The 24,357-nt window shown below is 73.1% G+C and carries 19 protein-coding genes and 3 tRNA genes; 9 read left to right on the top strand and 13 right to left on the bottom strand.

The annotated features are described in order from the left end of the window. Positions 1 to 11: 11 nt before the first annotated feature. Complete coding sequence (locus tag IH25_RS0107025) at positions 12 to 899, bottom strand: NAD(P)-dependent oxidoreductase (RefSeq protein ID WP_030604765.1); 888 nt, start codon at positions 897 to 899, stop codon at positions 12 to 14. A gap of 98 nt (positions 900 to 997) precedes the next feature. Between IH25_RS0107025 and IH25_RS0107020 the strand changes: the two genes are divergently transcribed. After that, the gene (locus tag IH25_RS0107020) at positions 998 to 1,342 is read left to right on the top strand and encodes a winged helix-turn-helix transcriptional regulator (protein ID WP_030604761.1); all 345 of its coding nucleotides are present in this window, start codon (positions 998 to 1,000) and stop codon (positions 1,340 to 1,342) included. Between the two features lie 14 nt (positions 1,343 to 1,356). On the opposite strand, the gene IH25_RS0107015 is transcribed toward IH25_RS0107020, so the two are convergent. The 6 genes from IH25_RS0107015 to IH25_RS0106990 form a co-directional block, all read right to left on the bottom strand. Beyond that, the gene (locus tag IH25_RS0107015; RefSeq protein ID WP_078844158.1) at positions 1,357 to 2,052 is read right to left on the bottom strand and encodes a class F sortase; all 696 of its coding nucleotides are present in this window, start codon (positions 2,050 to 2,052) and stop codon (positions 1,357 to 1,359) included. 124 nt (positions 2,053 to 2,176) lie between these two features. Continuing rightward, a complete protein-coding gene (locus tag IH25_RS0107010; RefSeq protein ID WP_030604754.1) occupies positions 2,177 to 2,722 on the bottom strand; it encodes a hypothetical protein in 546 nt (181 codons plus the stop codon). A gap of 324 nt (positions 2,723 to 3,046) precedes the next feature. Beyond that, positions 3,047 to 4,696: a M4 family metallopeptidase gene (locus IH25_RS0107005; protein ID WP_030604751.1), complete on the bottom strand. Its 1,650-nt coding sequence runs from the start codon at positions 4,694 to 4,696 to the stop codon at positions 3,047 to 3,049. A gap of 397 nt (positions 4,697 to 5,093) precedes the next feature. After that, complete coding sequence (locus tag IH25_RS0107000; protein ID WP_030604749.1) at positions 5,094 to 5,927, bottom strand: arylamine N-acetyltransferase family protein; 834 nt, start codon at positions 5,925 to 5,927, stop codon at positions 5,094 to 5,096. Positions 5,928 to 5,997: 70 nt separating this feature from the next. Further along, positions 5,998 to 8,199, bottom strand: coding sequence for a molybdopterin oxidoreductase family protein (locus IH25_RS0106995; RefSeq protein ID WP_030604746.1), 2,202 nt, complete (start codon positions 8,197 to 8,199; stop codon positions 5,998 to 6,000). Positions 8,200 to 8,340: 141 nt separating this feature from the next. Then, on the bottom strand, positions 8,341 to 9,018 hold the full coding sequence (locus IH25_RS0106990; RefSeq protein ID WP_030604743.1) for a SanA/YdcF family protein: 678 nt from the start codon (positions 9,016 to 9,018) through the stop codon (positions 8,341 to 8,343). A gap of 157 nt (positions 9,019 to 9,175) precedes the next feature. On the opposite strand from IH25_RS0106990, the gene IH25_RS0106985 reads away from it, so the two are divergent. The 5 genes from IH25_RS0106985 (at position 9,176) to IH25_RS0106965 (ending at position 16,076) form a co-directional block, all read left to right on the top strand. Further along, positions 9,176 to 9,964, top strand: a complete 789-nt coding sequence (locus IH25_RS0106985) for a sirohydrochlorin chelatase (RefSeq protein ID WP_030604740.1) — start codon at positions 9,176 to 9,178, stop codon at positions 9,962 to 9,964. A 150-nt stretch (positions 9,965 to 10,114) separates the two neighbouring features. Beyond that, complete coding sequence (locus IH25_RS0106980; protein ID WP_030604738.1) at positions 10,115 to 11,401, top strand: deoxyguanosinetriphosphate triphosphohydrolase; 1,287 nt, start codon at positions 10,115 to 10,117, stop codon at positions 11,399 to 11,401. A gap of 104 nt (positions 11,402 to 11,505) precedes the next feature. Next, entirely contained in the window at positions 11,506 to 12,771 is a 1,266-nt protein-coding gene (locus IH25_RS0106975) for an NAD(P)/FAD-dependent oxidoreductase (RefSeq protein WP_030604736.1), read from the top strand. Positions 12,772 to 12,818: 47 nt separating this feature from the next. Further along, the gene (gene dnaG, locus IH25_RS0106970) at positions 12,819 to 14,726 is read left to right on the top strand and encodes a DNA primase (protein WP_030604733.1); all 1,908 of its coding nucleotides are present in this window, start codon (positions 12,819 to 12,821) and stop codon (positions 14,724 to 14,726) included. A gap of 198 nt (positions 14,727 to 14,924) precedes the next feature. After that, entirely contained in the window at positions 14,925 to 16,076 is a 1,152-nt protein-coding gene (locus IH25_RS0106965; RefSeq protein ID WP_030604729.1) for an RNA polymerase sigma factor, read from the top strand. Positions 16,077 to 16,108: 32 nt separating this feature from the next. Here the strand turns inward: IH25_RS0106965 and IH25_RS0106960 are convergent, their stop codons facing one another. From IH25_RS0106960 to IH25_RS0106945, 4 genes are all read right to left on the bottom strand, one after another. Further along, positions 16,109 to 18,037 (bottom strand): ABC transporter ATP-binding protein, encoded by a 1,929-nt coding sequence (locus IH25_RS0106960; protein WP_030604727.1) that lies wholly within the window; start codon positions 18,035 to 18,037, stop codon positions 16,109 to 16,111. Then, positions 18,037 to 19,770: an ABC transporter ATP-binding protein gene (locus IH25_RS0106955; protein WP_030604724.1), complete on the bottom strand. Its 1,734-nt coding sequence runs from the start codon at positions 19,768 to 19,770 to the stop codon at positions 18,037 to 18,039. The genes IH25_RS0106960 and IH25_RS0106955 overlap by 1 nt, the downstream gene beginning before the upstream one ends. 151 nt (positions 19,771 to 19,921) lie before the next feature. Then, positions 19,922 to 21,361: an FGGY family carbohydrate kinase gene (locus IH25_RS0106950; RefSeq protein ID WP_030604720.1), complete on the bottom strand. Its 1,440-nt coding sequence runs from the start codon at positions 21,359 to 21,361 to the stop codon at positions 19,922 to 19,924. A gap of 93 nt (positions 21,362 to 21,454) precedes the next feature. Continuing rightward, entirely contained in the window at positions 21,455 to 21,748 is a 294-nt protein-coding gene (locus IH25_RS0106945) for a hypothetical protein (protein WP_030604717.1), read from the bottom strand. 158 nt (positions 21,749 to 21,906) lie between these two features. Between IH25_RS0106945 and IH25_RS0106940 the strand changes: the two genes are divergently transcribed. From IH25_RS0106940 to IH25_RS0106930, 3 genes are all read left to right on the top strand, one after another. Beyond that, positions 21,907 to 21,979: transfer RNA gene (locus IH25_RS0106940), tRNA-Asn, on the top strand. 6 nt (positions 21,980 to 21,985) lie between these two features. After that, positions 21,986 to 22,058 (top strand) — tRNA-Asn (locus IH25_RS0106935). Between the two features lie 177 nt (positions 22,059 to 22,235). After that, positions 22,236 to 22,312, top strand: a tRNA-Ile gene (locus IH25_RS0106930). A 133-nt stretch (positions 22,313 to 22,445) separates the two neighbouring features. Here the strand turns inward: IH25_RS0106930 and IH25_RS0106925 are convergent. Together IH25_RS0106925 and IH25_RS41130 are read right to left on the bottom strand one after the other, a co-directional pair. Then, complete coding sequence (locus IH25_RS0106925) at positions 22,446 to 23,030, bottom strand: hypothetical protein (RefSeq protein WP_030604714.1); 585 nt, start codon at positions 23,028 to 23,030, stop codon at positions 22,446 to 22,448. 47 nt (positions 23,031 to 23,077) lie between these two features. After that, a complete protein-coding gene (locus IH25_RS41130; RefSeq protein WP_030604710.1) occupies positions 23,078 to 24,148 on the bottom strand; it encodes an LAETG motif-containing sortase-dependent surface protein in 1,071 nt (356 codons plus the stop codon). Between the last annotated feature and the right edge of the window lie 209 nt (positions 24,149 to 24,357).

Here is a 24,357-nt window from a genome sequence, read left to right as displayed (position 1 = left end):
GCCCCGGCCGGTCACCGGGTGCTCAGGAGCTCCACCAGGCCGGTGGTGTCCTCCGCGCCGTGGCCGTCGGCCAGGCGGCGGCGCATGAGGTCGAAGAACGGGGTGATCAGCTCCGGGCTCGTCCCCTGCTCCTCGGCCGTGCGCAGCAGGGTGCCGCTGCCCGCGACCTGCATCGCGAGGTTGGAGACGACGTCGGACGTGTAGTCGCCCGAGGCCAGCCGCCCGGCCATGCCGTGCGCCTGGCCGGCCATCGCGGTCAGCCACGACACGAGCAGCGGGGCGAACTCCTCGGGCGCCACGTCCGTCTCCCGCAGCAGCGCGAAGGCGCTCGTGATGCCCGCGAACATGCCGTACATGCCGGTCAGCAGCGCCACGTCGTGCAGCGCGGCGAGCCCGGGGTCGGCGCCGACGTACTCGGTGCCGGCCGGCACGGCGAGGGTGTCCCGGTGTTCCTCGAACACGGCCGGGTCACCGCTGTAGAACACGAAGGCGCCGGGCGCGCCGATCATCGGCGGTACGGCCATGATCCCGCCGTCCAGCAGCCGGGCGCCCCGCTCCGCGGCCCAGGCGGCCCGGGCCCGGGCGTCGGCGGGGGTGCCGGTGGTGAGGTTCACCAGGTCCCGGCCGGCCAGGTCGGCACCGTCCAGGGCGGCGCCCACCGAGGCGTCGTCCAGCAGGCAGGCGACGACGAGCCGGTTCGCGGCCACGGCCGCCGCCGCGCTGTCGGCGGCCACCGCGCCCTCGGCGGTCAGCGCGGCCGTCCGCTCCGGCGTGCGGTTCCAGACGGTCAGGGGGTGCCCGGCGGCGAGCCAGGCCCGGCCGAGGGCGGTGCCCATGGCACCGGTGCCGAGCAGGGTCAGGGAGGTACGGGGGTGGGAGGAAGGGGAGTTGTCGCTCATGACGACTAGGCTCCCCCGGGGAGCCGCCGCGCAGAAGTACGTACTTCGGAGTGGGTGGTTACCCCCAGGGAAGGGTGCGGGAAGGAAGGGGGAGCAGCATGCCGGTGGGACGGCGGCCGGGGGCGTACATCTGCGGCGTCGACGCGGCGATGGACATCATCGACGGCAAGTGGAAGGTGTCCATCCTGTGGGTGCTGGGGGAGGGCACGCGCCGGTTCGGGGAGCTGCGCCGGCTGCTGCCGGGCGTCACGGAGAAGGTGCTCGCCGCGCAGCTGCGGGAGCTGGAGGCGGACGGCATCGTGCACCGTGAGGACTACGCGGAGACACCGCCCCGCGTCGAGTACTCGCTGACCGGGACCGGCGCCCGGCTGAACGAGGCGCTGGCCCCGCTGGGCGTGTGGGGCAAGGAGCACGTCCTGGGCGGGCAGCCGGCGGTGGGCTGAGGGGACCTGTCGCGTCAGCGGCTTCCCGTCAGGTGGGCGAACACCACCACGTTGCCCTGGTAACCGGTGGTCTTCGAGTAGCCGCCGCCGCAGGTGATGACGCGGAGTTCGGGACGGGGGGCGGCGCCGTACACCTTGTCGTCGGGGAAGTCGCGGGCCGAGTACACCTCCACCGCGTCCACGGTGAACAGCGCCACGGTGCCGTCCCGGCGGTCCACCTCGACGCGGTCGCCCCGCTTGAGCGCGCCGAGGCGGTAGAAGACGGCGGGGCCGTCGGCGTTGTCGACATGGCCGGCGACGATCGCGGTGCCCGTCTCCCCGGGCGTGGTCCCGGCCTCGTACCAGCCGGCCAGGTTGCGCTCCTCGGCGGGCGGGGCGTCCAGGCTGCCGGAGGGGGTGAGGGACAGGCCGGTCAGGGGCGCGTCCACGCGGATCGCGGGGATGCGGACCCGCAGCGGCGGCGAGGGCGCGAGGGCGGGGGCCGCGTGCCGCTCGCCGCCGGGCTCGGCCCGGCCCTCGGCGGCCGTCGGCTGCGGCGGGGTCCGCGGACCGGTGCCGGCCAGCAGCCACACCCCCGAGCCGAGGGCCACCACGGTGACGGCGGCTATGACGGCGTCCCCGAGCCGGGCCCGCCGCCCACGCCCGTGCCTATGCCCATGTCCTTGCGGACGCCCGGCTTTCCCGGCGCCCCCGGCCGCCCCAGCACGCATGCGCGACCCCTCTCCCTCGGACGGCCCCCTGTTCGGATGCCCGCCCCCTCCGGGCCGCGAGGGGCGTCGGACCCGGAGGGGGCGGGATGTGCGGTACCGGTGGACGGACAGCGGAGGGTGTCCGTCAGATCCCGTCGCCTCTCGCCCGGCGATGCAGGAGCCAGGTACCGCCCGCGGCGGCGACGGCCAGAGCCGCCACACCCGCCGTGGTCTGTACGGGGTCGCGGCCCAGCCCGCCGCCGACCCCTGTCTTCACGCTTCCCCGCGGCTGCACCTGTCCGTGCGCCGCGCTGAGCGCCACCACCAGATCGCCCGCGACCTGCCGGTCCCCCTCGGCGCACCGGGCGACGATCTCGTACGTGCCCGGCTGGGCGCTCGGCGGCACCCGGAACCGTCCGGTCAGCCGCCCTTCGCCGGTGCCGGGCGCCAGCGGGAAGGTGCCGGCGCCGACCGCGCCCGCGTCGCCGGTCGCGGCGCCCGGGGACCCGCACGCGGCCGTGCTCGCGGTGACCTCGCCGCCGGGTGTCACGGTGGCCGGCCGGACCTCCAGCGGGCCGGCCGGAGCGGTCGTGAGCGGCGCCGCCGGGTCCGTGGCGGCCATGGCGTGGGCGGGTGCCGTGGCGGCCACGGCGAGCGCGGTACCGGCCAGGAGACGGGCAGTGCGTCGCATGGTGCTCCCCAGAGCTTGTCCGACTCGTCCAGGGGTGCGCCCCTGCCCTTCCGAGATAAGTGGCTCGGCGACCGGCCCGCTTGCTGAGGAAGCGTCAGGAATGCGGTGAACGGGTGGCGGCCCGGCCACCCGCCCGGGTGAGCCGGTGGGGTGTTCCGGCAGGTCACGGGCGGGTGGGGGAGGTCAGAGAGGAAGAAGTATGAAAAGAACACGAATGGAGCGGCGGCGCCGGTGAACGGGTGACAGCGCGTCAGCGCGACCGCCGGCACACACACCGGGGCCGGTGCCCGAGCGGACACCGGCCCCGAAAGCGGGCGGCCGGGCTCAGCTGACGTTGACCGCGCTCCAGGCGGCCGCCACGGCGTTGTACTCCGTGCCGCCGGCGCCGTAGAGGTCCTTCGCCGCGTTGAGGGTCGCCGTGCGGGCGCCCTTGTAGTTGGTCGAGGACGTCATGTAGACCGTCAGCGCCCGGTACCAGATCCTGCCGACCTTGTCCCGGCCGATGCCGGTGACCGTGGAGCCGTTGTAGGTCGGCGAGTCGTAGGCGACGCCGTTGACGGTCTTCGGGCCGCTGCCCTCGGCGAGCAGGTAGGCGAAGTGGTTGGCGACGCCGGAGGAGTAGTGGACGTCGAGGTTGCCGACCGACGAGCTCCAGTAGTCGGCCGAACTGCCGTCCCTGGAGGGCCTGTCCATGAAGCGCAGGGCCGCCTTGCCGAAGCCGGGCTTCACGATCTCCTCGCCGATGAGGTAGTCACCGGCGTCGGAGGCGTTGTTCGCGTACCACTCCACCATCGTGCCGAGGATGTCGGAGGTGGCCTCGTTCAGCCCGCCGGACTCGCCCGAGTAGGTCAGCGCGGCCGTCTTCGAGGTCACCCCGTGGGACATCTCGTGCCCGGCGACGTCGAGGGCGACCAGCGGCCCGAAGGTGGTCCCGTCACCGTCGCCGTACGTCATGCAGAAGCAACTGTCGTCCCAGAAGGCGTTGTTGTAGTTGCTGCCGTAGTGGACGCGGTTGTACGAGCCCTTGCCGTCCCCGGCGATTCCGGTGCGGCCGTGCACGTTCTTGTAGTAGTCCCAGGTCTCGTTCGTGCCGTACTGGGCATCGACGGCGGCCGAGGCGCGGTCCGCCGTGGCGCCCGTGCCCCAGTGGTTGTCGGCGTCCGAGAACAGGGTCGCGGGTGCCCGGCTGAAGCAGATGCCGAAGATGCACAGGTCGGTCTTGTTCTCCGCGTCACCGGTGTAGGTGTTGCCCCGGGTCGGGTCCTTGAGCTGGTACGACGCCCCGGACTGGGTGGTCTCCAGCGGCACGGTCCCGCTGTAGAGGGAGGCGCCGTCGCCGGTGGCGGTCTCGAGGCTGTCCCAGGCGTCGATCCGGGCGCCGGTGCGCGCGTCGGTCAGGATGGTCCGGGCGGCCGGGTTGCCGAGCGAGTCCAGGCCGACGGCGGTGGTGCGCCAGGCCAGTCTGGGGGTGCCGTGCAGGGCGTCGACCACCAGCTGCGGCTTGGCCTTGGCCTGCTTCAGGGACGTGCCGGGGTGGGCCGCGCGCAGGGCGTCCACCGCGAGACCGGCGGCCTCGGGACCGGGGACCGCCGGGGTGACCGTGGGCACGGAGACGGTCTGCCGGGTGGCGCGGTCGGCGCCCTTGTAGGTGCCGTCCGGGGCCAGGTGGACCACGAAGTCGCCGCCGAGGACCGGGAGATGACGGTAGCTGCGGTCGTAGCGGACGTGCTGGGTGCCGTCCTTGTCCACGATCACGTCCCGGACGCTGGTCTCCTGCGGGGCGGCGAGGCCCAGGGCGGAGGCGTGGGCCAGCAGCGCGGAGGCCGCGTGGTCGATCGCGGTGGCCCGGGTCGGTCCGCCCTCGGCGTGGGCGGCGGGGGAGAGGCCGACGGCCAGCACGGTCGCGGTGGCGGCGGCGACACCGGCGGTGACCGTGCGGCGGGTTCCTCGGACATGCTGCCGTATCCGGCTCATCTGTCTCCTCGGGAAGGCGCCCGTCAGGCGTGGGGGTGGCGCTGATGCCCCGAGATTTAAGTGGCCATGACATGTCATGTCCATAGGTGCCGTGGTGGAGCTTTGTGGATCTTCGGGGAGAGGTGTGGCGGGGCGGCGGGGGGGGGGGGGCCGTTTTCGTGCCGTACGACACCTACCTGGGCGGCGCCCTCGGCTTCAGGCTGACCACGAGGGTCGGGAACCAGACCTGCCCGTCTGCCTGGACGTCGGCTCGGTCGGCGGCACGGTGCGGTGCCTCGCGACCTTCGACGTCCTGGGAGACGCCCCCGGGACCGGATCCGCGACTGCGGAGCGGCAGCAGTCCGTCAAGCTGGGCGTCTCCGCTTCCTGACCCCCGTCGGCTCACCGGAAGCGGGGCTCAGCCCAGCAGGGTCACCCCCGCGGGTACCGCGATGCCGAACCGGTCCTCCACCACCTGCCGCGCCTCGGTTTCCTCGGTCAGTACGCGCTCGGTCGTCGTGCCGTCGGTGGCCGTCTCCGTCAGCAGGGGGCCGTCCAGGCAGAGATGGCGGCCGTCGGGCAGGGGGCGCTGGAGGTAGGGGCGGCGGGTGAACGGGGAGCGCGGGTGGGTGGCGACGAACCAGTTGAACACCTCGAAGTCGCCCGCCGTGAACGGCTCCCGGGTGAACGCGTACTGCCCGGCCCACTCCCCGGTCCGCGGGTCGTACGCCCGCAACTCCCACAGCTCCGACGGCCCGTCGTGCCCCAGCGGCTCCAGCCGGTGCCGGCGCCCGGCGCCCTCGTGCTCGGTGCCGGGCACCAGCGGCACCGGCAGCAGCAGCGCGCCCACCGCGCCGAAACCGACGTCCGCCAGGTACGGCCACGGCTCGCCCGCCACCTCCACCTGGAGCATCGCGTGCGTACGCGGCCGGCTGCCGGGGCTGTCGGCGCCCACCACCACCCGTCCGGCCAGCGGGGTCACCCGGAACCCGAGCGCCTCCAGCGCCAGCCGCAGCAGGGTGTTGTGCTCGTAGCAGTAGCCGCCGCGCCGCCCGCGCACCATTTTGGCCATCAGGTCGCCGGGCGCCAGGGAGGGGGCCGAGCCCGACACCGGGTCCAGGTTCTCGAAGGGCAGGGCCAGGGAGTGCGCCAGGTGTACGCCCCGCAGGGTGGCCAGGTCGGCCCGCCGCTCGCCCTCCCAGCCGATCCGGTCCAGGTAGGCGTCGAGGTCGTACCGCTCTTTGTCGGACATACCCCGAACCTACGCGAGCCCGCCCCCGCCCACCGCGGGCCCCCGGCCGAACCGCCTTCCGACCGTGGCCCTACGACCGCGGTACGACCTCCACCCGCACCGCGCACGACTTGAACTCCGGCATCCGGGACGTGGGGTCCAGCGCCGGGTTGGTGAGGGTGTTGGCGCGGCCCTCGCCCGGCCAGTGGAAGGGCATGAAGACGGTGTCCGGGCGGATCGTGTCGGTGATCCGGGCCGGCGCCACGGCCCGGCCGCGCCGCGAGACCACGGCCAGCGGATCCCCGTCGGCCGCGCCCAGCCGGGCCGCGAGCCGGGGGTGCAGCTCCACGAACGGTCCCGGCGCCGCCGCGTTCAGCTCCGCCACGCGCCGGGTCTGCGCCCCGGACTGGTACTGGGCCACCACCCGGCCGGTGGTCAGCAGCAGCGGGTACTCGGCGTCCGGCTCCTCGGCGGTCGCCCGGTGCGCCACGGCCACGAACCGCGCCCGCCCGTCCGGGGTGGCGAAGCGGTCGAGGAAGAGGCGGGGGGTGCCGGGATGCACCACGGCCGGGGAAGCGGCACCGGCTCCCGCCGCGTCACCGGGCAGGGCGCCCCGGTCCGGTTCCCCGCCGTCGGCCTCGGCCGTCCCGGCCGGTTCCCCGCCGTCGGCCTCGGTCGTGCCGGCCGGTTCCTCCGGGCAGGGCCAGAAGACGCCGTTCTCCTCGGCCAGGCGGCGGTAGGTGATGCCCGAGTAGTCCGCCGGGCCGCCCGCGCTGGCGCGGCGCAGCTCCCCGAAGACCTCCTCCGGGTCCGTCGGGAAGCCCTTCTCCACGCCGAGCCGGCCGGCCAGCTCGTGCAGGACGTACAGGTCGCTGTGGACGCCCGGCGGCGGGGCGACCGCCCGCCGGCGCAGCAGTACCCGGCCCTCCAGGCTGGTCGTCGTGCCCGTCTCCTCCGCCCACTGGGTCACCGGCAGCACCACGTCCGCCAGTTCCGCCGTCTCCGACAGCACGACGTCGGCCACGGCCAGGAAGTCCAGCGAGCGCAGCCGTCCCTCGATGTGGGCCGCGCGCGGGGCCGACACCACCGGGTTGGACCCCATCAGCAGCAGCGCCCGCACGTCCCCGCCGAGCGCGTCGAGGAGTTCGTACGCGCTGCGCCCCGGGCCCGGCAGGCTGTCCGGGTCCACGCCCCACACCCCGGCCACGTGCCGCCGCGCCGCCGGGTCGTCCAGCTTGCGGTAGCCGGGCAACTGGTCGGCCTTCTGGCCGTGTTCGCGTCCGCCCTGCCCGTTGCCCTGCCCGGTCAGGCAGCCGTACCCGGACAGCGGGCGCCCCGCCCGGCCGGTCGCCAGGCACAGGTTGATCCACGCGCCCACCGTGTCCGTGCCCTTGGACTGCTGTTCCGGTCCGCGCGCGGTGAGCACCATCGCGGCCTCGGGCTCGCAGAACATCCGTACGGCCTCGCGCAGCAGGGGCACCGGGACGCCGGTGATCCGCTCCACGTACTCCGGCCAGTGCGCCATCGCCGCGGCCCGGGCCTCCTCCCAGCCCGTGGTCCGCTCCCGGATGTACTCCTCGTCCGTCCGCCCCTCGGCCACCACCAGGTGCAACAGGCCGAGGGCGAGGGCCAGGTCGGTGCCGGGGCGGGGCGAAAGGTGCAGGTCCGCCTGCTCCGCCGTCCGCGTCCGGCGCGGGTCGACGACGATCAGCGTGCCGCCGTTCTCCCGCAGTTCGGTGAAGAACCGCAGCGACGGCGGCATGGTCTCGGCCAGGTTGGAGCCGACGAGGATCACGCACCCGGTCCGCGGAATGTCCTCCAGTGGGAACGGCAGCCCCCGGTCCAGCCCGAACGCCTTGGTGCCCGCCGCCGCGGCCGAGGACATGCAGAACCGGCCGTTGTAGTCGATCTGCGAGGTGCCCAGCACCACCCGCGCGAACTTGCCCAGCGCGTACGCCTTCTCGTTGGTCAGCCCGCCCCCGCCGAACACGCCCACCGCGTCCGGGCCGTACCGCTCCCGGGTCGCCGCCAGCCGCCCGGCGATCCGGTCCAGCGCCTCCGGCCAGCTCGCCTCCACCAGCCGGCCGCCCTCCCGCACCAGCGGGGTGGTCAGCCGTACCGCCGGGGACAGCACCTCGGCCGCCGTACGGCCCTTGCCGCACAGCGCGCCCCGGTTGACCGGGAAGTCCGCCCGTTCGGTGACCTCGACGCCCCCCTGGGGCAGGGGCGTGATGTTCATCCCGCACTGCAAGGCGCAGTACGGGCAGTGGGTGGGCGTCGAGGTGTTCTCCATGCCGCCCAGCGTGCGTCCGGCGTGTTACGGACCCGGGTCGCGTCCGGTTACACCCCCGGCACGGCGACCTCCCCGCGCCCCCCGGCCCGCCGTGAGGGAGCCACCCCCCCCGCGAAGAACCTGTCCCCCGAGAGGAAGCCGTCACCGGCCCGCCGCCAGCGCTCGCGCCACCCCCGGCTCCCGGGGCCCGAGGAACCGCGGATCCGGCCGGAACACCGCGTCCAGCGCCGCCTTGCCCGCCGCGAACAGCTCGCGCGTCCCGCCGTAGTACCAGGTCACGTCGTGCTCGGCGGCCACCCCGACGCCGTACGAGTCCACCCCCGCGGCCTCGCACAGCGCCACCGCCCGCCGGATGTGGAAGTCCTGGCTGATCAGCACCGCCCGGTCCACCCCGAAGATCCGTCTGGCCCGCACACAGGAGTCCCAGGTGTCGAACCCGGCGTAGTCGCTGACGATCCGCCGGTCCGGCACACCGTGGTCCGTGAGGTAGGCGCGCATGGCGTCGGGCTCGTCGTAGTCCTCGCGGCTGTTGTCCCCGGTGACCAGGACGACCTCGATCCGCCCCGCCCGGTACAGCGTCACCGCCGCGTCCAGCCGGTGCGCGAGATACGGCGACGGCTCCCCGTCCCACAGCCCCGCCCCGAACACCACCGCGACCTCGGTGCGCGGCACGTCCGCCGTGGTCCGCAGCCGGTCCGCCGTGGACAGGCGCAGCCAGGTCGCCGGCAGCAGCGCCAGCACACACCCGGCCATCACGGCCCACAGCAGCCGCCGCTGCCCGGCCCGGGTACGCGGCCATCGCGGCCGGCGGATCCCCATACGCCTACGACCTCCCCTGATCGCCCCGACCGGGGAAGACGCCACCCGCACCGTTCCGGTTCGCCTCACACCCCGCCGGCGGCCGGGGTGATGGTACGGAAAATGCCCGTGACGGCCCGGCAACGGGGGCGCAACCTGCGGGGGCCAGGATCCTGCCATGACGGCGTCGATCCCCTCCCGCACCCGCGTCCGGCCGGTCTTCGCGCCGCCCGGCCGCCGCCCGGCACCGCCCGCCCTGGTCCTGGTCGCCCACGGCAGCCGCGACCCGCGGGCGCTCACCACCGTGCGGGCGCTGATGGCACGGGTACGCGCGCTGCGCCCCGGCCTGCCGGTCCACCTGGGGCACATCGAGCTGAACGAGCCCCTGCTGCCCGACACCCTCGCGGCCCTCGGCGACACCCGCGCCGTCCTCGTCCCGCTGCTCCTCGCCCGGGGCTACCACGTCAAGCAGGACATCCCGGAGCTGGCCGCCGCCGCGCCGGTGCGGGCGAGCGTGGCCGCCCCGCTCGGCCCGCACCCGCTGCTCGCCGAGGCCCTGCACGCCCGCCTCACCGAGTCCGGCTGGCCGGCCGCCCTGGACGCCACCGCCCGCCGCACGACCGCGGTCGTCCTCGCGGCGGCGGGCTCCCGAGACCCGGACTCGGCCGCGGACACCCGCCGTACGGCCCGCCTCCTGGCCGGCCGGCTGGGCGTCCCGGTCGTCCCCGCGTACGCCTCGGCGGCGGCCCCGACGGTCCCGGCGGCCCTGCGCGCCCTGGCGGCCGGGGGCCGGCACCGGGTGGCGGTCGCCTCGTGTTTCACGGCTCCGGGCCGCTTCGCGACGCAGTGCGCCGCCCAGGCACCCTGGATCGCCTCCGCGCCGCTGGGCGCGCACGAGGCGATGGCCCGCCTGGTGCTGCATCGTTATGAACAGAGCGTTTCCATACCGTGGTCGTCGGCCGCCTGAGGGGTACGCGGCTGTCCTGAGGGGCGCGGGGCCGTAACGGTGCGCGCCTCCGCCGCGCGGGCGCGAGCCCCCCCCACCCGCGGCCGGCCCGCCCCACCCGCGGCCACCCCGGAACCGGACCCGGCAGGCGATGGGGCTTACTGTCGACCCATGGAAGGCACCGCACTCTCCACGGCACACGACACGGCGTACGACCCGGCGTCAGCCGAACGCTGGGCCCCCGAACCCGACAAACGCCCCGGCCGTACCGCCTTCCAACGCGACCGCGCCCGCATCCTGCACTCCGCCGCCCTGCGCCGCCTGGCCGGCAAGACCCAGGTGGTGACCCCGGGAACCAGGAACCGGGTGTGGGACGCGAGCCCGCGCACCCGGCTCACCCACTCCCTGGAATGCGCCCAGGTGGGCCGGGAACTGGGCGCGGCCCTCGGCTGCGACCCGGACCTGGTGGAGGCGGCCTGTCTCGCCCACGACCTCGGCCATCCGCCCTTCGGCCACAACGGCGAGACCGCGCTGAACGAGTTCGCCGACGACTGCGGCGGTTTCGAGGGCAACGCCCAGTCCCTCAGGCTCCTCACCCGCATCGAGCCGAAACGCTTCACCGAAGGCCGTTCCGTCGGCCTGAACCTGACCCGTGCCGCCCTCGACGCCGCCACCAAGTACCCCTGGCCGCGCGGCGCGCACCCCACCGCGCCCACGTCGCCGAAGTTCGGCGTGTACGACGACGACCGCGCGGTGTTCGACTGGGTCCGCTCCCACGCCCCCGGCACCCGCACCTGCTTCGAGGCGCAGGTCATGGACTGGTCGGACGACGTGGCGTACTCGGTGCACGACGTCGAGGACGGACTGCACGCCGGGCACATCGACCCCGACTGCCTGCACGCGGAGCCGGAACGGCGGGCGGTGTTCGAGGTGGCCGTCGGCCGCTACGTCCCCGCCGGCACCGACCCGGCCGAACTCTCCGCCGCGCTGGACCGCCTCCTGGACGAGGAGTGGTGGCCGCACGGCTACGACGGCACGGCCGTCGCCCAGGCCCGGCTGAAGGACGCCACCAGCCAGCTCATCGGCCGGTTCTGCCTGGCCGCCGAGACCGCGACGCGCGCCGCGTACGGCCCGGGCCGGCTCACCCGGTACGCCGCCCGGCTGGTCGTGCCCCGGGAGACCCGGATGGAGTGCGCGGTCCTCAAGGCGGTCGCGGACCGGTACGTGATGCAGCGCGCCGAGCAGGAGCGGCTGCGCGCCGACCAGCGGGTGATCGTCGCCGAGCTGGCCGAGGCGCTGACCGCCCGCGCCCCCGACGGACTGGACCCCCAGTTCCGCGCGCTGTTCGACGCGGCGGGTGACGACCGGGCGCGCAAGCGGGTGATCGTCGACCAGATCGCCTCCCTCACCGACGCCTCCGCGCTGTCGCTGCACGCGAGACTGACGGGACGCCGGTGAACGGAAAGTGACCGTCCGTGGCCTGATCGGGTCACACCCTCTTCCCGCATCACGCTGCGTGCGGGAGGCTCGCACGTGGCGGCACCCTTACGAGGAGGCATCAAGTGGTCGACGCGGATCAGACATTCGTCATCGTCGGAGGCGGTCTCGCCGGTGCGAAGGCGGCCGAGACGCTCCGGGCGGAGGGTTTCAGCGGACGGGTGATACTGATCTGCGACGAACGCGACCACCCCTACGAGCGCCCGCCGCTGTCCAAGGGCTTCCTGCTCGGCAAGGAGGAGCGCGACAGCGTCTTCGTGCACGAGCCCGCCTGGTACGCGCGGCACGACGTCGAGCTGCACCTCGGGCAGACCGTGGACCGTATCGACCGCACGGCGAAGACGGTCCGCTTCGGTGACGACGGCACCCTCGTCCGCTACGACAGGCTGCTGCTGGTCACCGGCGCCGAACCGCGCCGCCTGGACATCCCCGGCACCGGCCTGGCGGGCGTCCACCACCTGCGCCGCCTCGCGCACGCCGAGCGCCTCAGGGGGGTGCTCCAGCACCTCGGCCGGGACAACGGGCACCTGGTGATCGCGGGCGCCGGCTGGATCGGTCTGGAGGTCGCGGCGGCGGCCCGGGAGTACGGGGCCGAGGTCACGGTGATCGAGCCGGAGCCCACCCCGCTGCACGGCGTCCTCGGGCCCGAGCTGGGCAACGTCTTCGCCCAGCTGCACCGCGAGCACGGCGTCCGTTTCCACTTCGGGGCCCGGCTCACCGAGATCGTCGGACAGGACGGCATGGTCCTCGCGGTCCGCACCGACGACGGCGAGGAGCATCCGGCGCACGACGTCCTCGCGGCGATCGGCGCGGCACCCCGGGTGGCGCTCGCCGAGGCGGCCGGGCTGGAGATCGCCGACCGGGCGCACGGCGGCGGCATCCTGGTGGACGAGCGGCTGCGCACCTCCGACCCCGACATCTTCGCGGCCGGCGACGTGGCGTCCTTCCCGCTCGGGCCGTCCGGCACCCGGCTGCGGGTGGAGCACTGGGCGAACGCCCTGAACGGCGGCCCGGCCGCCGCGCGGGCGATGCTCGGCCAGGACGTCACCTACGACCGGGTGCCGTACTTCTTCACCGACCAGTACGACCTGGGCATGGAGTACAGCGGATGGGCGCCGCCCGGGACGTACGACGAGGTGGTGATCCGGGGCGACGCGGGCAAGCGGGAGTTCATCGCGTTCTGGGTGCGCGAGGGGCGCGTGCTGGCCGGGATGAACGTGAACGTGTGGGATGTCACAGAGCCGATCCAGAACCTGATCCGTTCCCGGGCCCGGGTGAACGTGGACGCCCTGTCGGACCCGCACGTGCCGCTCGCCGGGCTGGTCCCGTGACCCCCGAAGGCACCGGGAGCCTCCCCGCGCCCCCGTAGAATTCATCCGTGGCAGGACGGATCAACGACGAGGACGTGAAGGCGGTACGGGACGCGGTCCCGATCGACGCCGTGGTCTCCGAGTACCTCCAGCTGCGCAACGCGGGCGGCGGCAACCTCAAGGGCCTGTGCCCGTTCCACGACGAGAAGTCGCCGTCCTTCCAGGTCAGCCCCAGCAAGGGACTCTTCCACTGCTTCGGCTGCCAGGAGGGCGGCGACACCATCACCTTCGTGATGAAGGTGGACCACCTCTCCTTCTCGGAGGCGGTCGAGCGGCTGGCCGCGCAGGCCGGCATCACGCTGCGGTACGAGGAGGGCGGGTACAACCCGGCCCACCAGCGCGGCGAGCGGATCCGGCTGGTCGAGGCGCACAAGATCGCCGCCCAGTGGTACGCCGAGCAGCTCGCCACCGGCGCCGAGGCCGAGACCGGCCGGATCTTCCTCGCCGAGCGCGGCTTCGACCAGGCCGCCGCCGTGCACTTCGGGGTCGGCTACAGCCCGCAGGGCTGGGACCACCTCACCCGCTATCTGCGCGGCAAGGGCTTCACCGACAAGGAGCTGATCCTCTCCGGGCTGTCCCAGGAGGGCCGCCGGGGCCCCATCGACCGCTTCCGGGGCCGCCTGATGTGGCCGATCCGGGACATCGGCGGCGAGGTCGTCGGCTTCGGCGCCCGCAAGCTGTACGAGGCGGACAACGGGCCGAAGTACCTGAACACGCCCGAGACGGCGATCTACCGCAAGAGCCAGGTGCTGTACGGCATCGACCTGGCGAAGAAGGACATCGTCAAGACCAGCAGCGCGGTGGTGGTCGAGGGCTACACCGACGTCATGGCCTGCCACCTGGCCGGGGTGACGACGGCCATCGCGACCTGCGGCACGGCCTTCGGCGGGGAGCACATCAAGATCCTGCGGCGGCTGCTGATGGACAACCGCAGCGCGCGCGTGATCTTCACCTTCGACGGCGACGCGGCCGGGCAGAAGGCGGCGCTGCGGGCCTTCGAGGACGACCAGAAGTTCGCCGCCGAGACGTACATCGCGATCGCGCCCGACGGCATGGACCCCTGTGACCTGCGGCTGGCCAAGGGCGACGAGGCGGTGGCCGACCTGGTCGAACCGCGCACCCCGCTCTTCGAGTTCGCGCTGCGGCAGATCGTGAGCCGGTACGACCTGGACACCCCGGCCGGCCGGGCCGCCGCGCTGGACGAGGCGGCGCCGGTCGTCGCGAAGATCAAGAACAGCGGCGCGCAGCACGAGGTCGCCGTGGAGCTGGCCGGGATGCTGGGCATCCTCGACACCCAGTTCGTGGTCCGCCGGGTCGCCCAGCTGGCCCGCTGGGCGCGCGAGGGCGGCAGGGGGCCGCAGCCCTCCGACCGGCGCCGCCCGGACGAACGGCAGTGGGACCAGGCGCCGCGCCCGGCGAACTCCGGCCCGGCGCTGACCCTGCGCAACCCGGTCTACGCCGCCGAGCGCGAACTGCTCAAACTCGCCCTCCAGCGGCCCGAGTTGGTCTCCCCGGCGTTCGACGCGTACGGCGTGGACGAGTTCACGGCACCCCCGTACGCGGCCGTGCGGCTGGCCATCGCGGAGGCGGGCGGCGCGGAGTACGGCGTGCCCGACCCGCAGGAGTACCTGGTCCGGGTGCGCGAGGCCGCGCCGGACGACACGGTCCGCTCCATGGTCACGGAGCTGGCCGTCGAGCCGATCCTGCGCCGCACGGTGGACGAGACCTACGCCGGCACGGTCCTGGTCCAGATCCGCCGCCGCGCCGTCGAACGCCGCATCCGCGACATCCAGTCCCAGATGACCCGCCTCTCCACCGGCGGCGACCCCGCCCAACTGGCCGCCGTCCAGAACGAACTGTGGGTCCTCCAGCAGTACGACCAGTCCCTGCGTGAACGGGGCGCGGAGGCGCTGTGACGGAATCCGGCCGCCCGCGGTTGCCAGGCGCATAGTCCGACGCGTCGCATCACCGCCCGGTCACCGGGCGGATGCAAAAAGTCACCGCACGCCCCTCGTGGCGGTGTTGTGTCGTACCCCACACTGGGGGCGGTGCCCGAGCCTCGGAGCGCACGCTGTCGCTCGGCTTCGCAGCGATCATCCTGGAGGTCGCCCCCCGTGCAGACCCGGACCCTCGCCCAGACCGACAGCAGTACCAGCGCCACCCGCACCGGCGGGGACGAGCCGGACGCGGAGACCGGCGTCCTCGTGGCCGTACCCCCGCAGGGCCGGGCCGGCCTGGACCCGGAGCCGGCCGCCGAGGAGGAGGCGGCGGACGCGGAGGGGCCGCAGGAGTCGGACGAGCCGGACGAGCAGCCGGAGGCCGAGGTGCCGGTCGTCGCGCGGGCGGAGTCCGGCGGGCCCTCGGCCGACCTGTTCCGGCAGTACCTGCGCGAGATCGGCCGCATCCCGCTGCTCACCGCCGCCGAGGAGGTGGAACTCGCCCGCCGGGTCGAGGCCGGCCTCTTCGCGGAGGAGAAGCTGAGCACCACCCCCGACCTGGACAGCGAGCTGGCGCTCGACCTGGACCGGCTCGTCGTCATGGGCCGGATGGCCAAGCGCAGACTCATCGAGGCGAACCTGCGGCTGGTCGTCTCCGTCGCCAAGCGGTACGTCGGCCGCGGACTGACCATGCTCGACCTCGTCCAGGAGGGCAACCTCGGTCTGATCCGGGCCGTGGAGAAGTTCGACTACGCCCGCGGCTACAAGTTCTCCACCTACGCCACCTGGTGGATCCGCCAGGCCATGTCCCGGGCGCTGGCCGACCAGGCCCGCACGATACGCGTACCGGTGCATGTGGTGGAGCTGATCAACCGGGTCGTCCGGGTGCAGCGGCGGATGCTCCAGGAACGCGGCTACGAGCCCACCGCGGAAGAGGTCGGCGCCCATCTCGACCTGACGCCCGAGCGGGTCCGCGAGGTGCTGCGCCTCGCCCAGGAGCCGGTGTCGCTGCACGCCCCGGTCGGCGAGGAGGACGAGGTCGCCCTCGGCGATCTCATCGAGGACGGCGACGCCGCGAGCCCGGTGGAGTCGGCCGCCTTCCTGCTGCTGCGCGAGCACCTGGACGCGGTGCTGTCCACCCTGGGGGAGCGCGAGCGGAAGGTCGTACAGCTGCGCTACGGCCTGGCCGACGGCCGTCCGCGCACGCTGGAGGAGATCGGCCGGCTGTTCGGCGTGACCCGGGAGCGGATCCGCCAGATCGAGTCCAAGACCCTCGGCAAGCTCCGCGACCACGCCTTCGCGGAGCAGCTGAGGGGCTATCTGGACTGAAGGGGCCGCCACCGGGCGACGGCCCCCCGCGCCTAGTCCACCTCGGCCACGGCCTGCGCGAACTGCGCCTCGTACAGCCGGGCGTAGGCCCCGCCGGCCGCCAGCAGTTCGGCGTGCGCGCCCTGTTCGACGATCGACCCGTTCTCCATCACCAGGATGGTGTCCGCGTCCCGGATCGTCGACAGCCGGTGCGCGATCACGAACGACGTACGGCCCGACGCCAGTTTGGCCATGGCCTTCTGGATCAGCACCTCCGTGCGCGTGTCCACCGAGCTCGTCGCCTCGTCCAGCACCAGGATCACCGGGTCGGACAGGAACGCCCGCGCGATGGTGATCAGCTGCTTCTCACCGGCGCTGACGCCCGTGCCCTCGTCGTCGATCACGGTGTCGTAGCCGTCGGGGAGGGTGCGGATGAACCGGTCCGCGTGGGCCGCCCGCGCCGCCTCCTCGATCTCCCCGCGCGTGACCTCGCGCGCGGCGCCGTACGCGATGTTCTCCGCGATGGTGCCGCCGAACAGCCAGGTGTCCTGGAGCACCATGCCGATGCCGGAGCGCAGTTCGTCCCGGGTCATCCTCCGGATGTCCACGCCGTCCAGCGTGATCCGGCCGCCCGAGACGTCGTAGAACCGCATCAGCAGGTTGACCAGCGTGGTCTTGCCCGCGCCGGTCGGGCCGACGATCGCCACCGTGTGCCCCGGCTCCACCGTCAGCGACAGGTCCTCGATCAGCGGCTTGTCGGGGTCGTACCGGAACGACACGTGCTCCAGGCACACCCGCCCGCGCAGCTCGGCCGGCCGCTCGCCCGGCACCGGGTCCGCCTCCTGCTCCTCCGCGTCCAGCAGCTCGAAGATCCGCTCGGCGGAGGCCACCCCGGACTGCACCAGGTTCGCCATCGAGGCGACCTGCGTCAGCGGCATGGAGAACTGCCGCGAGTACTGTATGAACGCCTGCACGTCACCGATCGACAGGGCGCCGGAAGCCACCCGCAGCCCGCCGACGACCGCCACCAGCACATAGTTCAGGTTCGACACGAACATCATCAGCGGCTGCATGACACCGCTGTTGAACTGCGCCTTGAACCCGGCCTCGTACAGCGCCTCGTTCTGCTCGGCGAACTGCTGCGCCGACTCCTCCTGCCGCCCGAACACCTTCACCAGCGTGTGCCCGGTGTACATCTCCTCGATGTGCGCGTTGAGCTTGCCGGTGGAGCGCCACTGCTGCACGAAGTGCGGCTGGGACCGCTTGCCGACCCGGGTGGCGACCACGAACGACAGCGGGACGGTGACGAGCGCCACCAGCGCCAGGATCCAGGACACCCAGAACATCATCACCAGCACGCCGACGATGGTCAGCACCGAGTTGATCAGCTGGCCCATCGACTGCTGGAGGGTCTGCCCGATGTTGTCGATGTCGTTCGTCGCCCGGGACAGCACCTCACCGCGCTGGCGCTTGTCGAAGTACGACAGCGGCAGCCGCGACAGCTTGGCCTGCACGTCCTCCCGCATCCGGTACATCGTGCGGTTCACGGCCCGGTTGACCAGCCGGGTCGCGACCGCCATCAGCAGACCCGCGACCAGGAAGGTGCCGAGGGCCAGCAGCAGCACCTCGCCCACGGCCGTGAAGTCGATGCCCTTGCCGGGGGTGAAGTCGGTGCTCCTCAGCATGTCCGCGACCCGGCCCTGGCCGCGCTCGCGCATGGAGTCGAGCACCTGCTCCTTGGTGGCGCCGTGCGGCATCTCCCGGCCGATGAGGCCGGCGAAGACGAGGTCGGTGGCGCGGCCGAGGATCTTCGGGCCGACCACGCTCAGGCCCACGCTGACGACCACGCACAGCAGCAGCGCGTAGATCGTCAGCCGCTCCGGCCGGAACCGGGCGACGAGCCGCTTGCCCGACCCCTTGAAGTCCATCGAGCGCTGGTCGGGGCCGCCCCCGGCCATCATGCGTCCCATGGGCCCGGCCATCAGGCGGCCTCCGCTTCCGTCAGCTGGGAGAGCACGATCTCCCGGTAGGTCTCGTTGGATGCCATCAGCTCGGCGTGCCGGCCGGAGCCGACCACCCGGCCCTCGTCCAGCACGATGATCCGGTCCGCGTCCCGGATGGTCGACACCCGCTGGGCGACGATCACCACGGTGGCCTCGGCGGTCTCCCGGGCCAGCGCGGCGCGCAGGGCGGCGTCGGTGGCGTAGTCGAGCGCGGAGAAGGAGTCGTCGAAGAGGTAGATCTCCGGGCGCTGCACCAGCGTGCGGGCGATGGCGAGCCGCTGCCGCTGACCGCCGGAGACATTGGTGCCGCCTTGCGCGATCGGCGCGTCCAGGCCGCCCTCCAGCTTGCTCACGAAGTCCTTGGCCTGCGCCACCTCCAGCGCGTGCCACAGCTCCTCGTCGGTGGCGTCCGGATTGCCGTAGCGAAGGTTGCTGGCGACCGTGCCGGCGAACAGGTACGGCTTCTGCGGGACGAGCCCGACGGTCTTCGCGAGCAGCACCGGGTCGATCTCGCGCACCTCCACGCCGTTCACCAGCACCTCGCCGTCGGTGGCGTCGAACAGCCGGGGGACGAGCCCGAGCAGCGTCGACTTGCCGCTGCCGGTGGAGCCGATCACGGCCGTGGTCCGGCCGGGCCGGGCCACGAGGTCGACGGCCTTCAGCACCGGCTCCTCGGCCCCCGGATAGCGGAAGCCGGCGCCCCGGATCTCCAGGTGCCCGTGGGAGCGCAGCTCGGTGACGGGGGCCGCCGGCGGCACGACGCTGGACTCGGTGTCCAGCACCTCCTGGATGCGCTCGGCGCAGACCTCGGCGCGCGGCACCATCATGAACATGAAGGTGGCCATCATCACGGACATGACGATCTGCATCAGATAGGCGAGGAAGGCGGTGAGGTCGCCGATGGCCATCCCGCCGCTGTCGATGCGGTGCGCGCCGAACCACACGACCGCGATGGACGACAGGTTCACCACCGTCATCACGATCGGGAACATCAGGGCCAGCAGCCGGCCGGTGGCCAGCTGCATGTCGGTTAGCTCCGTGTTGGCCCGGCCGAACCGCTCCTGCTCGTAGGAGTCCCGGACGAAGGCGCGGATCACCCGGTTGCCGCTGATCTGCTCGCGCAGCACCCGGTTGACCGTGTCCAGCCGGTCCTGCATGGACCGGAACAGCGGGCGCAGGCGGCGCACGATCAGGGTCACCGAGACGCCGAGCACCGGCACGACCGCGATCAGCACGGAGGACAGCGGCACGTCCAGGCCGAGCGCCAGCACGATGCCGCCCACGCACATGATGGGCGCCGACACCATCAGGGTGAACGTCATCAGGACCAGCGTCTGGACCTGCTGGACGTCGTTCGTCGTACGGGTGATGAGGGAGGGCGCCCCGAAGTGACCCACCTCACGCGCGGAGAAGGACTGCACCCGGTCGAAGACGGCACCGCGCACGTCCCGGCCGAGCGCGGAGGCGGTCCGGGCGCCGTAGTAGACGGCCCCGATGTTGCACACGACCTGCGCCAGCGAGATGCCGATCATCAGGGCGCCGAAGGACAGGATGTAGTCCGTGTCGCCCTTCACGACACCGTTGTCGATGATGTCGGCGTTCAGGGTGGGCAGGTAGAGGGTCGCGCAGGTCTGGAGGAACTGGAACGCCACCAGAAGGGCGATGGGTTTCTTGTAGGGCCTGAGATAGGTCCGTAGAAGTCGTATGAGCACGCTGCGTCTCTCGGGGTCGGCGACAGGGGCTGGTCGGTTGCCCTTGGCCCCTATCGTCGGACACTCCACCCGCGTTACCTCAACCGATTAACCCGAAGGTTTCTCCTCTACTGGCCGAGGGTTTCGGGGAGTTAAGACCCGTTGTGCTCCCTTACGGGCGGAATGCCCCCGGGTGGGTCTGCTCCCGCACCGCGGTGAACTGCTGCCGCACCGCCTGGCCCACGGCGAGTTCCTCGCCCGGCTCCAGCACCTGCGCCGCCGCGCCCTGCCAGGCCGGCGGGGTGCGCGGATCGAGGCCGCCCTGCGACACCCCGAGCGCCCAGGCCGCCTGCCGGGCCGCGCCGATCGCCGCGTAGTCCGCCGGCTGCGGTGCGACGACCTGCGCGCCGAACAGCGACGGCGCCGAGGCCTGCACGGCGGGCAGCTCGGCGGCGGCGCCCAGCAGGAAGATCCGGCGCACCTCCACGCCCCGCCCGCGCAGGACGTCCAGCGCGTCCGCCAGCCCGCACAGCATGCCCTCGAAGGCGGCCCGCGCCAGGTGCTCGGGCTTCATCGACTCGCGCCGCAGCCCCGCGAGGGTGCCCGCGGTGTGCGGCAGGTTCGGCGTCCGCTCGCCCTCCAGGTACGGCAGCAGCACCAGCCCGTGCGCCCCCGGCGTGGACTTCATCGCCAGGTCCGACAGGCTCTCCAGGTCCGGCAGGCCGAGCAGTTCGGCGGTGCCGCGCAGGGCCCGTACGGCGTTCAGGGTGGTGACCACCGGCAGGTACATGCCGGTGGCGTCGGCGAGCGAGGTGATCATCCCGGAGTGATCGGCGAGCGCCTCCGGGTGCACGGCCATCACCGAACCGGAGGCCCCGAGCGACACCACCACGTCCCCGAGGCCCAGGCCCAGCCCGAACGCGGCGGCCATGGTCTCCCCGGTGCCGGCCGAGATCAGCAACCCCTCCGGGGTGGTGCCGGCCGCCTCCGAGGGGCCGATCACCTCCGGCAGCACCGCCTGGTGGCCGAGGGCCAGCTCGACCAGGTCGGGGCGGTAGGCACCGGTGGCCGCCGACCAGTACCCGGTGCCGGAGGCCCCGCCGCGGTCGGTGGTGCGCCGCAGGGGCCGGCCGAGCAGCTGCCAGACCAGCCAGTCGTGGGCCTGGAGCAGCACGGCGGTGCGCTGGGCGTTCTCCGGCTCGTTCTTCGCCAGCCAGCGCAGCTTGGTGACCGGCTGGGCGGCCTGCGGCACACAGCCGACCGCCTGCGCCCAGGCCTCCCGGCCGCCGAGCGCGTCCACCAGGTCGGCGGCGGCGACCTGCGCGCGCTTGTCGCCGCCGACCAGGGCCGGGCGGACGGTGTTGCCCTGGGCGTCCAGCGGGACCACGGCGTTCTGCTGGGCCGAGACCCCGATGGCCTGCACCCCCTCCAGCAGGCCGCCGCCGGCCGCCTCGCCGAGGGAGAGCAGCCAGGCCTGCGGGTCGATGTCGCTGGGCCGGCCCTCCACCGGGTGCGGGGCGTACCCCTGTCGTAGTACGGCACCGGTGTCCGTGTCGCAGACCACGATGCGTGTGAACTCCGGTGAGCTGTCCAAGCCGGCGACTATCCCCATGCGGAGAATTTTGCCGTACCGCCGCGCCCGGCTCGGCCGGAGGGCACCCGAGGGGGAGGGGGCGCGGCCGTACGGCGGGCGCGGGCCGGAAGGTCAGGTGTTGCTCGTGCCCCAGTCGTCCTCGCGGACGCCGTGGCCGTTGCGCTCCCGGAGCGAGCGGACCCGGTGGGCCACCGACTCGGGGATGCGGTCACCGACCGTGTGGAAGGCCTTGCCCGCGTAGACGCGGCCCTGCTGGGCGGCGGTCTCGGCGGTGTTGCGGACCGCGGGGTTCTGCGCGATCTGCCGGGCCGACTTCTTCAGCTGTTCGTAGCGCTCTCGCCCGGCCTTCGTGCCGAGTACGTAACCGAGGGCCAGTCCGGCGAGGAACGTGAGCCGGTAGCGCATGGCTGCCACCCTTCCCGTGCGTAGGTTTCTGGTGCGGCGCTGGCGCCGAGGGTACCGATTGGCGGAGCACCCCCCTGCTTGCGCTAATGTATGTGTCGCAGCGAGCAACCGCCCCCTGGCGAATACCCAGGTAGGTACGTTCGATGCAAACGAGGCGATCCTCCGTAGCTCAATTGGCAGAGCAGCCGGCTGTTAACCGGCAGGTTACTGGTTCGAGTCCAGTCGGGGGAGCTTCGGTCCTCCGTAGCTCAATTGGCAGAGCAGCCGGCTGTTAACCGGCAGGTTACTGGTTCGAGTCCAGTCGGGGGAGCGCTGAACGAGGACCCCGCAGGGGTCCTTTTTCATGTCCCCGGGAACCGTCCCGCCCGCGGCGGTGTCCTCAAGGTCATGAGCGGCAGCGTGGAAGCCGACCAGCCGAGGCAGCAGATCGTATGAGCGGCTATGCTGCGGCAGACGGCGCGCACACTTGTACGCGACACGCCGCTATGGGGCGGTAGCTCAGCCGGTTAGAGCAGCGGACTCATAATCCGTCGGCCGTGGGTTCGAGTCCCACCCGCCCCACCAAGCGCAGCTCAGTGAAACGTCATGACCTGCGCAAACGTTTCTCCACGGGGCCGGGATCCAGGGGGGCCGCCCTGGAGCGGCGGCCCCGTGCGCAGTCATGGCCCGGATGCGGAGGCAGTCCCCGGGCGCGGACTCAGCCCTTCTCGGCCCAGAACTGCCCGCCGCTGCTGGTCTGGCCCACGCAGTTGTTGCGGGCGGGCTCGACCCAGGAGCCGCTGACATCCACTCCCCCGAGGATCTCCTCGCCCGGCTTCATGGGCACGTCTTCCCTCAGCCTGAGCCGCATCTGCACGTGGACGGACCCGCGGGGCTTCAGCGTGTCCTGGGCGGGGATGGGGGCGCGGGAGCCGTGGAGCGTCTTCCAGAGGTGCTGTGAGGTGTCCCAGTACTGCAGATCGATGTACCGCCCCAGGTAGGCGTGGTCCATGTTGTCGTCGTAATTGAGCGCCCAGCCGCTGAGTTCGAACGACTGGAACTCTCTCGGCGAGGCGTTGGTGAGCGTGGAGGTGAAGTTCGTCCAGCGAGTGCTGGGAGTCAGCCGGTCGGGTATGCCGAACGAGCGGGTCACGGTGGCGCTCTGGCGGTACTTGCCCGCGCCGACTTCGGTGCACAGCGGGACCGGGGCGTCGGCCGCCTGGGAGACGGGGGCGGCTGCCATCGCCACGGGGAGCAGGGCGGCCGTCGCGGCCGTGAGGGACAGGGCGCGGCGCAGTTTCATGGTGATCTCTCTTCCGGTTCTGCGGACTCTCGGGGGAACGGCTGTGCTTACGCGGTGACGTCCGTGTCGCCGCCGCCCGGACCGGCCAGGGCCTTGCGGCGCCGCACGACGAGGACCGCGCCCGCGCCGGCCACCACCGCGGCGCCCGCGGCGAGGCCGATCGCCGGGAGCGCGGACGAGGAGCCGGTCTCGGCGAGGTTGCCGCCCTGCGGGCCGGGGCCGCCGGTGGAGGCGGAGCCCCCCGTGCCGCCGCCGGGCGTGGCGCTCTGGCCGGGCGATGCCGTGCCGCCCGGGTCACTTGGCTTGGCGGTCGGGGACTGCGTCGGCTTGGCGCCCACCGGGAGGATGGTGAAGTCGTACCAGCCTTCCTTGGACGAACCACAGGAACCGTCGCGGTTGCGGTAGTCGGCGGCGGCGAACAGGTACCCGGCGGCGGGCTTGGCATTCTTGACCGCGTGGGTGCGCAGCTGGAACGTGAGAGTGCTGTGCGGGGCGACGGTCATGGTGTCGAACAGGCGGCCGGGCCCTTGGCCGTCGTATGCCTTCCACCGCCCCGACTTGGGATCGTGGTACTCGGTTTTCAGCTCCTCTTCCGGCCAGCCGACGTCCGCGGCGGAGGTCACCTCCAGATAGGGCTTGACCTCGTTCAAGGTCTTGCCGGTGGTGTTGGTGAGCGTCATCGAGAAGGGGGACCAGGGGCCGTCCGCGGCCAGCTGGGTCGGCAGCCCGTGGACGGCCACGCGCACCTGGTCGGACTCGAACGCGCAGGGGCGGCCATGGGGGTCGTCGGGAGCCCCGCCGGGCTTCTGCTCGGTGGCCTCCTCAGTGGTCCCGTCGGCCTTCTGCTGCTTCTGCGAGGTGTCCCCGGCGTCGTCCTGGGAGCCCGGGCCGCCGGTCTCGGTGTCGTCCGGGTCGGCCGTTCCGCCGCCGTTCGTCGGGGCGTCCGTCGGCGGCTGGGCCGGTTTCGCGGTGTCGGGCGTGCCGGGAGTCGCGGGCGTGCGGGGGCCGGTGTCCGGTACCGGATCCGTGGCGAACGCGGCGGCGGGGGCGGCCAGTACGGCGGCGGGCGCTATCACGGCGGCCGCTGCGGCGGCCGTCAGGGCGCGGCGGAACTTCATCCGGCAGACCTTTCGGTTCCCAAGTGCCGCCTGGGCGGCACCGGTTGGCGTGTGTCGGCACGGGCCGTGCGTGACCCATGGAGTGCGTGGGTGCGCACACGGATCAGGTCCGTACGCGCACACCCGCGCTCGTACGTGACCTCTCGGATCGCGAAAAAGTTGCACACTCCAGTCACTTGAGTGGCGATCAGGTCCGGCTGCGCCGGGTT

This window comes from Streptomyces achromogenes subsp. achromogenes (assembly GCF_000720835.1).
GTDB lineage: Bacteria > Actinomycetota > Actinomycetes > Streptomycetales > Streptomycetaceae > Streptomyces > Streptomyces achromogenes.
Note: the sequence above shows the minus strand (reverse complement) of the source record. Positions and strands in the feature narration are given on the sequence as shown.